Source organism: Microbacterium sp. MPKO10, assembly GCF_026107415.2.
Taxonomy (GTDB): domain Bacteria; phylum Actinomycetota; class Actinomycetes; order Actinomycetales; family Microbacteriaceae; genus Paramicrobacterium.
On sequence record NZ_JAPCHX010000002.1, the window covers coordinates 557801 to 570746 of the forward strand.

The 12946-nt window shown below is 65.9% G+C and carries 15 protein-coding genes and 1 riboswitch; of the genes, 10 read left to right on the plus strand and 5 right to left on the minus strand.

Annotation, left to right across the window (positions count from 1 at the left end):
- Nucleotides 1-10 precede the first annotated feature (10 nt).
- A riboswitch (TPP riboswitch) is annotated at nucleotides 11-112 on the plus strand.
- The 9 genes from thiO (at nucleotide 102) to OK352_RS07275 (ending at nucleotide 6521) form a co-directional block, all read left to right on the plus strand.
- The gene (thiO, locus tag OK352_RS07235) at nucleotides 102-1265 is read left to right on the plus strand and encodes a glycine oxidase ThiO (protein ID WP_265140767.1); all 1164 of its coding nucleotides are present in this window, start codon (nucleotides 102-104) and stop codon (nucleotides 1263-1265) included. (Overlaps the previous riboswitch by 11 nt.)
- Nucleotides 1262-1525 carry a sulfur carrier protein ThiS gene (gene thiS, locus OK352_RS07240; protein WP_265140768.1) on the plus strand — a complete coding sequence of 88 codons (264 nt, stop codon included), beginning with the start codon at nucleotides 1262-1264 and terminating at the stop codon, nucleotides 1523-1525. The genes thiO and thiS overlap by 4 nt, the downstream gene beginning before the upstream one ends.
- A gap of 1 nt (nucleotide 1526) precedes the next feature.
- On the plus strand, nucleotides 1527-2354 hold the full coding sequence (locus OK352_RS07245; protein ID WP_265140769.1) for a thiazole synthase: 828 nt from the start codon (nucleotides 1527-1529) through the stop codon (nucleotides 2352-2354).
- Nucleotides 2355-2380: 26 nt separating this feature from the next.
- Nucleotides 2381-3595, plus strand: a complete 1215-nt coding sequence (locus OK352_RS07250) for a ThiF family adenylyltransferase (protein WP_265140770.1) — start codon at nucleotides 2381-2383, stop codon at nucleotides 3593-3595.
- Nucleotides 3596-3858: 263 nt separating this feature from the next.
- Complete coding sequence (locus OK352_RS07255) at nucleotides 3859-4449, plus strand: dienelactone hydrolase family protein (RefSeq protein WP_265140771.1); 591 nt, start codon at nucleotides 3859-3861, stop codon at nucleotides 4447-4449.
- 96 nt (nucleotides 4450-4545) lie between these two features.
- Nucleotides 4546-5082, plus strand: a complete 537-nt coding sequence (locus tag OK352_RS07260) for a hypothetical protein (RefSeq protein WP_265140772.1) — start codon at nucleotides 4546-4548, stop codon at nucleotides 5080-5082.
- A 13-nt stretch (nucleotides 5083-5095) separates the two neighbouring features.
- Complete coding sequence (locus OK352_RS07265; protein ID WP_265140773.1) at nucleotides 5096-5647, plus strand: GNAT family N-acetyltransferase; 552 nt, start codon at nucleotides 5096-5098, stop codon at nucleotides 5645-5647.
- Nucleotides 5644-6072 carry an NUDIX hydrolase gene (locus OK352_RS07270; RefSeq protein ID WP_265140774.1) on the plus strand — a complete coding sequence of 143 codons (429 nt, stop codon included), beginning with the start codon at nucleotides 5644-5646 and terminating at the stop codon, nucleotides 6070-6072. Before OK352_RS07265 ends, OK352_RS07270 begins: the two co-directional genes overlap by 4 nt.
- 68 nt (nucleotides 6073-6140) lie before the next feature.
- On the plus strand, nucleotides 6141-6521 hold the full coding sequence (locus tag OK352_RS07275) for a VOC family protein (RefSeq protein ID WP_265140775.1): 381 nt from the start codon (nucleotides 6141-6143) through the stop codon (nucleotides 6519-6521).
- A 133-nt stretch (nucleotides 6522-6654) separates the two neighbouring features.
- Here OK352_RS07275 and OK352_RS07280 read toward each other — a convergent pair whose 3' ends face one another.
- The 3 genes from OK352_RS07280 to OK352_RS07290 all read right to left on the minus strand — a co-directional run bounded on the left by OK352_RS07280 (nucleotide 6655) and on the right by OK352_RS07290 (nucleotide 10494).
- Nucleotides 6655-7254 carry a hypothetical protein gene (locus tag OK352_RS07280; protein ID WP_265140776.1) on the minus strand — a complete coding sequence of 200 codons (600 nt, stop codon included), beginning with the start codon at nucleotides 7252-7254 and terminating at the stop codon, nucleotides 6655-6657.
- Nucleotides 7255-7258: 4 nt separating this feature from the next.
- Nucleotides 7259-9109 (minus strand): chorismate-binding protein, encoded by a 1851-nt coding sequence (locus tag OK352_RS07285; RefSeq protein ID WP_265140777.1) that lies wholly within the window; start codon nucleotides 9107-9109, stop codon nucleotides 7259-7261.
- Nucleotides 9110-9270: 161 nt separating this feature from the next.
- A complete protein-coding gene (locus OK352_RS07290; protein ID WP_265140778.1) occupies nucleotides 9271-10494 on the minus strand; it encodes an FAD-dependent oxidoreductase in 1224 nt (407 codons plus the stop codon).
- Nucleotides 10495-10569: 75 nt separating this feature from the next.
- Between OK352_RS07290 and OK352_RS07295 the strand changes: the two genes are divergently transcribed.
- Complete coding sequence (locus OK352_RS07295) at nucleotides 10570-11172, plus strand: TetR/AcrR family transcriptional regulator (RefSeq protein ID WP_265140779.1); 603 nt, start codon at nucleotides 10570-10572, stop codon at nucleotides 11170-11172.
- A gap of 55 nt (nucleotides 11173-11227) precedes the next feature.
- Here OK352_RS07295 and OK352_RS07300 read toward each other — a convergent pair whose 3' ends face one another.
- Both OK352_RS07300 and OK352_RS07305 read right to left on the minus strand, forming a co-directional pair.
- Nucleotides 11228-11632 carry a hypothetical protein gene (locus OK352_RS07300; protein ID WP_265140780.1) on the minus strand — a complete coding sequence of 135 codons (405 nt, stop codon included), beginning with the start codon at nucleotides 11630-11632 and terminating at the stop codon, nucleotides 11228-11230.
- A gap of 180 nt (nucleotides 11633-11812) precedes the next feature.
- Nucleotides 11813-12946: a cysteine desulfurase family protein gene (locus OK352_RS07305; RefSeq protein WP_265140781.1), complete on the minus strand. Its 1134-nt coding sequence runs from the start codon at nucleotides 12944-12946 to the stop codon at nucleotides 11813-11815.

Sequence of the window (12946 nt, forward strand, 5' to 3'; positions counted from 1 at the left end):
GCCTAGAGTAGAGGAAGTTCGCGGGAGCCTTTCGCAAGGCTGAGAGGGCCATGTGCCGACCGCCAGACCTGATGCGGATCATGCCGCCGGAGGGAGAATCAATGCACGCTGTCGTTGTGGGGGCCGGAATCATCGGCCTCACTACAGCATGGCGCCTGTCACAGCGGGGATGGTCGGTGACGATCGTCGACCCGCAGCCGGGCGAGGGAGCAAGCCACGCTGCGGCGGGCATGCTCGCGCCCGCCTCGGAAGTGATCTGGGGGCAGACGCTCCTGTCGCCGCTGATGACGGCGTCGGCTGAGCTGTACCCCGCTTTCGCGGAAGAGCTGGCCACAGCATCCGGATCTGATCTGGGCGTGACAGACGCCGAGACTTTCGTCTGCGCCGCGGATGCTGCCGACATGACGAGTCTGCGTGAGCTCTGCGCGCTGCAGAACGCGCTTGGGCTGCCGGTAGAACTCATTGCCGGCTCGCGGGCGCGCAGCCTCGAGCCGGCGATTGGCCCCGGCGTCAGCGCTGCCGTGCGGATTCCGGGAGACCACGCGATCGATCCTCGCCGTGTCGTTGCTGCGCTCATCAGCGTGCTCGGGGACAACATCGTGCGGTGCCGCGTCGACGCGGTGATTTCAGACGGCACTCAGACGCGCGGGATCGCGCTGGCGAACGGGCAGAACATTCAGGCCGACCAGGTCGTCGTGTGCGCGGGTGTCGGAGCATCCACCATCGAGGGACTACCGGCGCTCGGTGTGCGACCCGTGTGGGGCGACATCATGCGTCTCTCCGCCCCTGAGAGTCTTCGGCCCCTCGTCACCCGAACCATCAGGGCGCTGGTGAACGGGCGCCCGGTGTACCTGGTGCCCCGGCCGGATGGAAGCCTTGTGCTCGGCGCCACCTCGCGGGAGGACGGGCGGGGAGGCCTCAGCGCCGGGGGAGTGCACCGGCTGCTGCACGACATCGAGCGCGTCGTCCCTGGCGCCTTGGAATGCGAGATCACGGATGTGACGGCGCGCGCCCGGCCCGGATCGCCAGACGATATCCCGATCATCGGACGTATCGACGACGGCTGCGTCGTTTCGACCGGGTATTTTCGCCATGGCATCCTGTTGGCCCCTCTCGGCGCGCAGCTGACCGCAGACATCACAACGGGAGACGCGAGTGACGCCGACCTGCCGCGCACCGTCGACCCGCACCGGTTCACCACGGCGACACACGATCCTGCGCCCACGACAGCGCCTGAGTCAGCGCATGAAGGAGTACGACAATGACGCAGAAGATGACAGAGAACACGATCGACATCACCGTGAACGGTGCACACCGCCCCGTCACGGTCGAGAGCACGCTTCTCGAGCTGGTTGCCGATCTCACGGGGAAGAATCTCGTCGCAAGCGGCGACCCGGCCGACGGATCGCGGCTCGGTGTCGCTGCTGCGGTCGATGGAACGGTGATCCCTCGCGGAGGGTGGGCCGCACACGAGCTGTTGCCCGGGCAGACCGTCGATATCGTCACCGCGGTTCAGGGAGGCTGACATGACGTTCAACACCGCAGACACTGCTGCGCCCGCAGCATCCGATTCTCTCGTCATCGACGGGGATGCTCTCACCTCACGGCTCATCATGGGAACGGGCGGCGCGACGTCCCTCACCTCACTCGAAGAGGCACTGATCGCCTCGGGAACGGAGCTCACAACCGTTGCGATCCGGCGGTACGACGCCCAATCGCGCGACTCGGTCTTCGCGATGCTCGACCGCCTCGGCATCCGCGCGCTGCCCAACACCGCGGGGTGCTACACCGCACGCGACGCGGTGCTGACGGCACAGCTGGCGCGGGAGGCGCTCGGTACCTCCTGGATCAAGCTCGAGGTCATCGCCGATGAAGACACGCTTCTTCCCGATCCCGTCGAGCTGTTCACCGCGGCCGAGCAGCTCGTCCTCGACGGCTTCACCGTCTTCGCCTACACGAACGACGACCCTGCGTTGGCCAAGCGCCTCGAAGATGCAGGCGTCGCCGTCGTGATGCCCGCCGGCTCCCCGATCGGAAGCGGTCTGGGGATCCTCAACCCGCACAACATCGCGACGATCATCGAACGTGCGGGCGTGCCCATCGTTCTCGACGCGGGGATCGGCACGGCATCGGATGCTGCGCTCGCCATGGAACTCGGCTGCGATGCCGTCCTTCTGGCCAGCGCCGTCACGCGTGCGCATGACGCGGGAGCGATGGCACGCGCCATGCGCCTCGCCGTTGACGCGGGACGGATGGCACGGGCTGCAGGGCGGATCCCGAAGCGCTCACTCGCGCAGGCGTCCTCGTCATTCGACGGTATGGTGACGCGCCGCCCGTCGGAGGCCGACCTGTGATCGCGCATACGGTGAACGAGCGTTCTGTGAACGACAGCCCTGTGTTCGCGCCGTCGGCAACGCCCGCGGCTGCGGGGGCGCTGCCTCCGCTTGTCGAACCCGGGCCCTCGCTGTCACGTCGCGAGATTGATCGTTATGCACGGCACCTCGCGCTGCCCGATGTCGGCAGCCTCGGTCAGCGGAGACTGCGCCACGCCTCGGTGCTTGTGATCGGAGCGGGCGGGCTCGGAGCACCGATTCTGCACTACCTGGCGGCGGCGGGAATCGGTCACCTCACGGTGATCGATGACGACGTCGTCGAAGCGTCAAATCTGCAGCGTCAGGTGTTGCATCGCGACGAGGACATCGGCCGGCCGAAGGCGGAGTCCGCACACGACGCGCTCGTGCGACTCGACCCAACGATGAGCGTGTCCGCGCTGTGCGAGCGATTGACGCCCGAGAACGCGATTGACCTCTTCACCCGTCACGACCTCGTGCTCGACGGAACCGACAACTTCGCCACGCGCTACCTGTCGAACGATGCCGCCGAGCTGACCGGCACCCCGCTTGTGTGGGGAACGATCTTCCGCTTCGCCGGACAGGTGAGCACCTTCTGGCCCGGACGCGGACCCATGCTGCGCGATCTGTTTCCCGACATCCCCGACGCCGACTCCGTTCCGGACTGCGCTGCCGGCGGTGTGCTTGGGGTGCTGTGCGGCACGGTCGGCTCGGCGATGGCGACGGAAGCTGTCAAGCTCATCTGTGGAATCGGGTCGCCCCTGATCGGCCGGCTTCTGCGTTATGACGCTCTCACATCCGAGTCGTCGACCCTGCGCTTCGCCGAAGACCCGGGGCGGGAGCCCGTCACCAGTCTCGCCGAGGTCGCCGCGGTGTGCTCCGCGGCGAGCACGCGAGCGGATGCTGCTGACGCGCAGCCCGGAGAGATCACCGTTACCGCCCTGGCCGCGTTGTTGACGCGCGCCACCCACATCGAGGAACTGGCTGTTGTGGACGTTCGCGAGAGCTGGGAGCGCGAACTCGCAGCGATTCCCGGGTCTGTGCATGTTCCGCTGGAGCGCGTGCAGTCCGACGGCTGGTCTGCTGTGGCGCGTGCGTGCGGTCCCGTTGAGAAGGTGGTGTTGTACTGCGCGAGCGGCGTGCGGTCGGCGCGGGCGTGTGAGAGGCTCGCGGACGACGTGCCGGCCGCGGTGGCCTTGCACTCGTTGGCCGGAGGAATCGACGCCTGGAATCGAGAGGTGTAGATGCCCCGCTGCGAGAGAGCGCAGCGTCGCCGTCGCCGTGGGGGGAGAGCGCATCCCACGATGCGGCTGGCACCGAGGCTCTGAGGCTCTGAGGCTCTGAGGCACCGAGGCACCGAGGCACCGAGGCACCGAGGGGCGGGTTGCCCGGGGAAACGTGGGTCTCGACAGCATCCGGGCCGTGGCCTAGCGTGGAACACACGCGACGAGGCGCACGGGAATCGCATCGCCGAGCCGACTCGCGACAACGTGAATTGGATGTAGCCATGCCAGAAATCGCACTGTTTCACCATGTTCTCGGGCGTACGGCGGCCCTCGATCAGATCGCGGACCGTCTGCGCGCCTCGGGACACACGGTGCACCAGCCCGACCTCTTCGACGGGCGAACATTCGACTCGATCGACGAGGGAATCGCCTTTGCCCAGACGCTTGACCACGACGAGATCCTTGGGCGGGCGGAAGCCGAGGTCGAGCACCTCCCGGAAGCCATCGTCTATCTCGGGTTCTCGATGGGGTCGGCCATGGCGCAGAACCTGGTGCAGAATCGCCCGGGCGCCCTGGGCGGCATCTTCATGTATGGCTGCGCCGACCCCGCATTGTTCGGCACCTGGCCGGATGATGTGCCCGTGCACATACACGCAATGGACGCTGATCCCTTCTTCGTCGGTGACGATGCCAATGCAGCCCAGGCGTTGGACGCCGCTCACGAGAAGGTAAACCTCTTTCTCTACCGTGGCGATGGCCACCTCTTTCTAGAGGCAGGCAACCCGGACTACGACCAGGATGCTGCCGAGCTGGCTCTCAGCCGGATCGACTCGTTCCTGACTTCTCTGGACATGCACACACGCCTGGACTAGTTCCCGATGGGGGCCGGCTGGGTGATCGCGGGGGCGCGCGCTGAGGGGCGGCGAAGCCTGCACGATCTGCCGCCGCGACACCGATATCGTGGGAGGATGCACGACGCGGAGGCCGAGAGCGCGGTGGCAGCGCTGCGCACACAGGTCGCCGCGATTGCACAGCAACTCACGGATGCCGGGCCCGGCACCGAGCCGCTCGCTGACTACGTAGCACCTCATCGGGTGGCGCTTGTCTTTCGCAAGGACTCGCGGCTCATCGAAACGGCGCGTGTGTGGCGACTCGGTGTTCTGCTCGTCGACACGACCGGCACGCTCTACGCGGCCGGAGAAACAACGCGCGCGGTGGATCCCGGATGGCCCCAACACCAGGCCCAGTCGATGGAAGTCCGCCGAGAATACCGGGCGGCCGCCATGCGCAGTGGCTTCCCGAAAGGAACCACCATCAACATCAACGCGACGCCTATCGACCTGACCGTCGAAGCGCTCACGGGAGCCACCGGGCCGGTATTCCTCGATGACCGCGGTATATTCGTGCGTTGGTCGGCACATGTTGACGATGCGGCAGCGATCGCCATCGATACGTACCTCGCCGAACGCACGGAATTGCTCCTGCATCCACCGGAGGGTGCGTGACATGATGGTCGGCATGCGCGACATAACCGATGTCATAGTCCGGCCTCTTGCAATCAGCGACGAGGCAGAGGCCCACGCGGCTCACCACTCGCTCGCCGCCGATTCCTTCGAATTTCTGCAGGATCGAGTCGATGGCGAAGCGTGGGCCGACTACGTGGCGCGGGTTGCCGCGATCGAACGCGGCGAGCAGCTTGCGCCAGGGCGCGTTCCCGCAGCGTTCCGTGTTGCTGAGATCGACGGTCGCATTGCGGGGCGGGTGTCCGTGCGCTTTGAGCTGACTGACTACCTCGCCGATGTCGGCGGCCATATTGGCTACGGGGTGGTGCCGCGATTTCGTCGCCGGGGTGTCGCCTGCGCGCTCCTGCGTCACGGGCTTGACGCTCTGGCTCACCGGGGTGTGGACCATGCGCTTGTGACGTGTGATGACGACAACATCGCATCACGCGGGGTCATCGAGAAGCTCGGCGGCCACCCGGATCACGGGCGCCCGCGTGCGGTGCGGGACGGCGAAGCCAAACTGCGGTTCTGGGTTCCGACGTCTCACGAGGCCAGCGCCGCGTCATGACCGTGCGCGAAGCGGCGCGCGTCATCCTGCGCGACGAGCAGGGGCGCGTTCTGCTGCTACACGGCAGCGACCCCGAGCATCCCGAACAACCGTCGTGGTGGTTCACTCCCGGTGGCGGGCTCAAACCGCGCGAGACGCCCGAGCAGGCGGCGCGGCGTGAACTCCGTGAGGAGACGGGACTCGACCTCGAGCACGTCGATGGCCCCGTGTACGAGCACGTGCAGTCGTTCTCCTTCGCCGGCCGCGATTACGTGCAGCACGAGCAGTTCTTCACGGCCTCGGCGCACGCGTTCGACATTCAGACGAATGGGTGGACGTCGATCGAGAGACGCAGCCTCAGCGGAGCACGATGGTGGAGCGTCCAGGAGCTCCGCGACTCGCCTGAGACGGTCTACCCGGTGAATCTCGTTGACCTTATCGCGTGACCTTCGGTGAGCGGAAAATCGATCAGACCGGCTTGACGGATCCGCTCTGGACGACAAGCATAGAGCGCATGTCCCACAGCGTCGTCCAGGTCAATTTCATCGTCTCGGACCTCGCGCGCACCCGTGAGTTCTACGCGCATCTCGGCTGGGAGCTGCTCGCGATGGGAGACCGCGCAGCCCGGTTCTCAGGCGATGATCTCGTTGTCGCCTTTCATCTTCCCGAGTTCGCACAGGCGTGGGACAGCGCGTATTGCGGGGCGCGGGGCGGCAGCACCGTCATCGATGTTGACTGCGACGATGCGAGCGAAGTGGACGCGACGTTCGCGTCACTCGTCGATGCCGGGGCGCGAGCACGGCAGCATCCGAACGACACGTTCTTCGGGGCTCGCTACGCCGTTGTCGAAGACCCGGACGGCAACCTTCTCGGGCTGAAAGCGCCTCTCACGTAAGGCAGTACGCACACCGACAGGTGAGAGCGTTCGATCGCGGCGGGGCCATTCCGCCCGCGAGCCCGTTCCGCCCGCGAGGCAGCCCGTCGGTTCACACCGCTCGACCGCTGAGCATGCACCGGGTAAGGGAGGGTCAGCTCTTCTCTTTCGCCGCACGCTTCTGGTCCCGTGCGAGCGCGGCAAGATCGACGTCGACGAGGCGCTTCATGCGGCTCTTGCGCATGCGATCGTAGACGTCGTCCTGGTCGGGCACGAATCCCGGCGGTCCGACACGCTTGCGAACCTCGCGCCCGATGTCCTCCCACGCATCCGTCCGTGCGCGCTCGATGATGCCCGACATCTCGGCATCATCGTCTGCTCGCTCGCGCAGCTTCTCGGCCACCATGCGGTGCACCTGCGGGCGCCGACGATGTGCCTCGTCGTCATCAGGCCCCGGCTTGCGGAAGCCGCGCGCGCGTTCTAAGCGGGATGCTGTCTGGTCGTTCTCTGCCGCGAGTGACAGCACGCGTTGCCGTGCGGATTCGGTGAGCTTCTCGACATCGAAGTTCTCGTCATTGCGAATCGCATTCACGATGAGTGTGTTCTTCACGGCCATCCGCACCGACGAGAGCGCGATGAGGACGCCTTCGTCGACGACCCGCTCAATGGGAGCGAGCGTCGTCGACGCAGGCGGCACATACTTGCCCACATCGCGGGTGCGCCGGCGGCGACGAAGACGAGAGAAGAACGACACCCCTCTATTGTGTCGGCAATGGGGTGGCTTCGGGAACCACGATTCCTGAAATGAGCATGTCGAGCAGGTCGATGCCGTCGGGGGAGAGCACGGACTCGAGATGACCCTGTACTGATGCGATGCGCGTCCCACGCAGGGCATGGACCATGCCGCTCTCGGCATCCTGCGAGATCTCGAGTCCACGTCGAGGCGTCAGGTCGCGCCCTCCGGAGACGGCCGCGAACGTGTTGTAGAAGCCGATCCGCGCGCTCGTGCCGAAGACGTTGATCGCGCGTTGCACACCCTGTCGGGGAGCGGCGAGCGCCTCAACGTCGAGACCAACCATGAGCGACAAGATCTGGTGGCTCAGACACACGGCGAGCATGGGCAGGCCGGACGAGACACGATCACTGATCAGGCGGCGCAATCGCCCGATGCGCTGGTCTGTCGAACGGGGGTCACCGGGACCGGGGCCGAAGACCACCAGATCGTCGTCCGCCGTCGGACCCGCATGTTCCCACCCGACGACGCGCGTGTCGAAGCCGAGATACGTCAGCTGGTGCGCCAGCATCCGGGTGAAGTCATCGCCCGCGTCGACGACGAGAGCTGACAGGCCGCGTCGTGGGCGCGGCTGCTGGGGCTGACGCCAGAACGGCGCGAGATGATGATTGCGTGCGGCAAGCTGCTCGTCAAAGCGCGGGTCATCCGGAAGCGCCCGCTGAGGGGCTCGGCGCGGAAGCACGCCCAGAGCGCTGAGAACTCCAGAGGCCTTCACCCGGGTCTCTGCTACCTCGTTCTCGGGCACCGAATGGCGCACGAGCGTTGCGCCGGCCGACACCGTGACGGTGCCATCATCGTCGAGGTGCGCCGTCCTGATCAGGATGGGCGCGTCGAGATCATACCCGCCTGGCGTCGGCGTGAACCGCGCGAGAACGCCGGAGTAATAGCGTCGCCCAGTCGTCTCGTGCCGCGAGATGACACGGCAGGCGTTTTGCATGGGCGAACCCGTCACGGTCGGCGCGAACATGGTCAGGCGCAGAACGTCTCGGAGGTCGCGTGTTGTCGTGCCCTCGAGAAGAAACTCTGTGTGGGTCAGCCGCGACATCCGTTTGAGGAACGGGCCGCGCATGCGCCCACCGTCCGGGCAGACGGCGCTCATCATCTTGAGCTCCTCGTCGACGACCATGACGAGTTCTTCGCTCTCTTTCACATCCGCGAGAAAATCGAGCATTCCCTCGACGCTTGGTCCGCTTTCCGGATGCCGGTAGGTGCCGCTGATCGGATTCATGCAGACGACGTCGCCGGTGACGCTCACGTGCCGCTCCGGTGTCGCACCCACCAGGGATATCCCGGGGCCGTGCACGGCAAACGTCCAGTAGGCTCCGCGTTCGCTGACGAGCAGTTCCCGCAGCCAGCTGAGGACGGCGTGAGCCGGCTCGTCGGACGCCCGTGCGGTGATGTCGCGGCGGATGACCATGTTCGCACCCTCTCCGCGACCGATCTCGTCGTCGATGACGCGTTGGACGGTGCGGGCATAGGTCTCATCGTCGATGTCGATCGTGACGCCTGACACATCGGCAGGATGCTGCGGCAGCGCAGCGAGCGCGTCATCGACGGCGAGCGTCTCGCTGTCTCTGACGATGAGGCAGCGCAGCGGTGCGCCGTCGTCGTGCGCCGTGAAGCCCCGTTCTGCGACCTGCCGAAATGGCACGAGCGCAACAACTTCTTCGCCAGTCAGCGGAATATCGGCGAGTGACTCGACATCGATGATGGTGCCGATGAGGACGTCGATGCTCGGGGAATCTTCGCGCCGGATGATGGCGAACGGCTGATCACCGGAGGCGAGTCCGGAGAGGAGGCGTGGCTGCGATGGCATGGTGTCGCTTTCTGGTCTGGCCTTTCGCTGTGACCGCCTCGCACATGCGAAACGACCGCCTCGAAAGGCGGTCGTTGGTCGTCGAAACGATGAGGGAACCGCCGTCTAGGCGGTCCACCACTGCAATCTCGTTTCACCGTGCATATGCCGATCGTAGCGCATCAGTCGACGGTTTCCGTCACCTCGGGAACGCGGGCAGGGGTGCGCAGCAGGGCGATGATGGGGCCGAGTGCGGATCTGATCGTCATGACCTTCATCGCGAAATTGCGCAGGTGAGCGAGAACCGAGCTGCGACGGAACATCAGCCCGGCCAGCTGGCGTGAGTTCTTCTGCGCCGTCTCCACGCGCGGTCTCTGCGCGCTCTCGTAGGCCGTGAGGGCCGCTCCAACGTCGGCGCGTGTCGCGTCAGTCAGCGCGCCGCTCAGCACCCACGCCGATTCCATCGCCATGCCCGCGCCGATGCCGGCTGTCGGTAGGAACCCCGCTGCCGCGTCGCCGAGCAGCACCGTGCGCCCGTGTGCCCATTGCCGCGTACGCACGTCGTCGAGCACCCAGTAAAACGGATCCTGAGCGGCGCCGACGGCATCGAGCACGGCGTCCAAGCGTGATGTCGACGATGTCAGGCGAGACCGGATGCTGTCGACGAACGCCGCAGGCCCGACACACGTATCCTCGCGCGGACCGCCGATGAACGCTCCGATCGCCCCGGAGACGGGATAGCTGCCGACGAAGAACCCGTCTCCCCACAGCTCCTCGCCAAGATCAGTGTCTGCGTCGGCATCCGCCCACACGACCCACCCGCCCCAGTTCGTGATCGTCTCGTTCGGCGCGGTTCCGCCGGGGACGAACCTGCGGGTGTGCGAGTGGATGCCGTCGGCAATGATGACGGCATCGAACATGGCCTCAACGTCTCCCTCGGGGGAGTCGAACCGGACGTATGTCGATTCCGTGCCGTCGGTGAGCGCGGTGACGGTGGTGCCGAGGGAAACGGCAGCGCCGTCAGCCGTGAGAACGTCGAGGAGCGCACCGCGACTGAGTCCCCGGTAGTCTCCGTACACGTTCAGCAGGTCGCCGAGCGGATCTTCGCGCAGCGTCTGTCCGCGGTGGTTGAGAACCCGGTAGCGCTCGATATGAGTACTGGCTGCCACGTAGGAATCGCGCACTCCGAGCTCGTCAATGGCCGCGTCGACCATGGGCATGAGCGCAAGCATGTATCCCGCATCCTTGAGAGTTGTCATGCGGTCGATGAGCACTGGATGCAGCCCACGTGACCGCAGAAGCTGGGCCGCCGTCGTGCCGCCGATGCCCGCGCCGACGACCAGCACACGCAGTGGGTCATTCGCGCACGCCTGCAGTTGCTGTGGAAGTGGCACGGGAGTGAACATCGGATCTCCTTTGGACTGAGTAGTCCAAGTGTACGCCCTCTGGACCGATTGGTCCACAGGGCGTAGGATCGCTCTGTGGCCATCACAGAGGAGCGACGAGCGCAGCTTGTGCGAACGGCGGCGCGCGAATTCGCGGGCTCCGGTTACCAGCGAGCGTCACTTAATGCGATCATCCGTGATTGCGGGCTCAGCAAGAGCTCGTTCTACAACATCCTGGATTCCAAGCTCGCGCTCTATGACCTCGTTGTGACGGACATCTCACGGCAGCTCTCGCGTGAGCTTGACCTTCCGGCCCCCGCGACATTCGCAGACGGCGACTTTTGGCAGAAGATCGTCGATGTCATCGTCACGCTCACTCAGGTGCTCACGAACGATGACGTCTACGCCGACCTCGCCCAGATGCTCTATGACACGCAGCCGCCGGACGAACAGAACGAAGCGGCACGCGTGCTTGCGTCTGCGAGTCAGTGGATCAGCGATGTCGTGCGGGCCGGTCGTGAGGCTGGTGCCGTGCGTGATGACCTGCCCATTTCGCTCCAGGGGGAACTCGCGTTCACCATGCTGCGCACGTTTGACGAGTGGAGTGTCAACAACCTCGACACGATTCCGGCCGATCAGCTGACGGCGCTTGTCGATGCGCAGTTGGCTGCCTTGCGGCGGTTGTTCGCACCGGCCTGACGTGACATTCGGGGTTGCTGACCCCGCACCCAGAACACGAGCGGGTCACGCGCACTTAGAACAGGGAACCGTGTGAGTCGATGCCTCGAGGATGCACAATGTGCGGTTCGTCGGTTGGCGGGTGCTCTTTGAGATGCTTCATCGCCTTGTACGGCTGACCCTCGGTCGGTGTCGCGACGGGCAGCCACGACTGGAACGAGGAGAGCTCGTGTCCCGAATCAGGGGCCACTCCCGCGTCTGGGGCCACTCCCGCGTCTGGGGCCACTCCCGCGTCTGGGGTCAGACCCGAATCTGACGACAGTTCGGCATCCGACGCGTGTCCCGTCTGCTGAACCTGTCCTGTCCCGGCAATCAACCCGTCGCCGGACCGCGATGATATCTCGGGATCCTGCCGCCCGGGCAGTTCCGTGCTCAACGTGGATTCATTGTGCCGGCGAACCGGCTCCTCTGCCGTGCTCATATTTCTTACGTTACTCCGCACTCCTGTGTGCGACAAAGACATTCTCAGCACGTCACACAGTGTGCACGAGCGCAATCCGGTTTTTACGCGCGGATCAGTGTTTTTGAGGGAGACGCTTGGGGAGAATGAGGAGTGTTTCTGAGCGATGAACCCTCCGCTGAAGGGTCTGGATGCGCCCTCTCAGAGGAAGGAAGCGGACAAAGCGCGTACGGATGCTGCCACAGCGGCAGCCGCTGCCTCACCGTGCTGGGGTGTGACCTCTGCCGGGAATGTGAAGCGCACGCTTGTCTGGGCCAGCGTCGCCTCGATACCGAGGGCCGTGAGCACGTGGGATGCCTCGTCGCTTCCCGCCGCGCAGGCGGACCCCGATGATGCCGTCACCCCGCGACGTTCCAGTTCGAGAAGAACGGCTTCGCCACTGGTCTCGCGAAAGCAGAACGATGCATGGTTCGGCAGGCGGTCGCTGGTGCTTCCGGTGAGGAACGCGCCCGGGGCATCGGCGAGGACGCTGTCGAGAAACGCGTCCCGCACCGCTGTCGCGCGCGCGACAGCATCCGGTCTCTCGCCCTCGGCCAGCTCGAGCGCCGTGGCCAGGGCGACGGCGAACGCGACGTTCTCGGTTCCCGACCGGCGACCGCGCTCCTGCCCGCCACCGTGAATGATCGGCTCGACAGGTAGGCGCCCGCGGATCGCCGCGACCCCGATTCCCTTGGGCGCACCGACCTTGTGCCCGGCGAGGGTGACGGCATCGGCACCGAGATCATTGAGAGGGAGCCAGCCGGCCGCCTGAACAGCATCCGTGTGAAAGGGAACGCCGTGTTCGTGGGCGACAGCGGAAAGTGTGGGAATGTCGGCCACCGTTCCGATCTCGTTGTTCGCGTAGGCGAGACTCACGAGCGCGGTATCCGGGCGGATCGCGGCGCGGACAGCATCCGGTGTCACCGTTCCATCGGGCGCGACGTCGACGAATGTGACATCGAAGTCGTGGCGGCGCCGCAGGTAGTCGGCGGATTCGAGAACGGCCTCGTGCTCGATGGGGGACGTCACGAGGTGCCGGCCGCGCTCTGACGCCAGGCTGATACCGATGACGGCGAGATTGTCTGCCTCGGTCCCTCCGCTGGTGAATGCGACGTCGCCCGCGCGCATGCCGAGAACTCGGGCGACGCGGGAGCGCGCGTCAGAGAGTGCTGTAGCGGCGCGCTCGCCGTACTCGTGGTGGCTTGACGGGTTTCCGAAGGTGCCGGTGAGAAAGGGCCAGGCCGCTTCGAGCGCCTCCCTGCGCACCGGTGAGGTGGCCGCGGTGTCGAGGTACAC

Coding starts and splice junctions, on each gene's coding strand:
- OK352_RS07300 (WP_265140780.1), bottom strand. CDS start 11,632: ATGAGCACGGCAGAGGAGCCGGTTCGCCGGCACAATGAATCCACGTTG.
- OK352_RS07255 (WP_265140771.1), top strand. CDS start 3,859: ATGCCAGAAATCGCACTGTTTCACCATGTTCTCGGGCGTACGGCGGCC.
- OK352_RS07265 (WP_265140773.1), top strand. CDS start 5,096: ATGCGCGACATAACCGATGTCATAGTCCGGCCTCTTGCAATCAGCGAC.
- thiO (WP_265140767.1), top strand. CDS start 102: ATGCACGCTGTCGTTGTGGGGGCCGGAATCATCGGCCTCACTACAGCA.
- OK352_RS07260 (WP_265140772.1), top strand. CDS start 4,546: ATGCACGACGCGGAGGCCGAGAGCGCGGTGGCAGCGCTGCGCACACAG.
- OK352_RS07245 (WP_265140769.1), top strand. CDS start 1,527: ATGACGTTCAACACCGCAGACACTGCTGCGCCCGCAGCATCCGATTCT.
- OK352_RS07285 (WP_265140777.1), bottom strand. CDS start 9,109: ATGCCATCGCAGCCACGCCTCCTCTCCGGACTCGCCTCCGGTGATCAG.
- thiS (WP_265140768.1), top strand. CDS start 1,262: ATGACGCAGAAGATGACAGAGAACACGATCGACATCACCGTGAACGGT.
- OK352_RS07275 (WP_265140775.1), top strand. CDS start 6,141: ATGTCCCACAGCGTCGTCCAGGTCAATTTCATCGTCTCGGACCTCGCG.
- OK352_RS07270 (WP_265140774.1), top strand. CDS start 5,644: ATGACCGTGCGCGAAGCGGCGCGCGTCATCCTGCGCGACGAGCAGGGG.
- OK352_RS07290 (WP_265140778.1), bottom strand. CDS start 10,494: ATGTTCACTCCCGTGCCACTTCCACAGCAACTGCAGGCGTGCGCGAAT.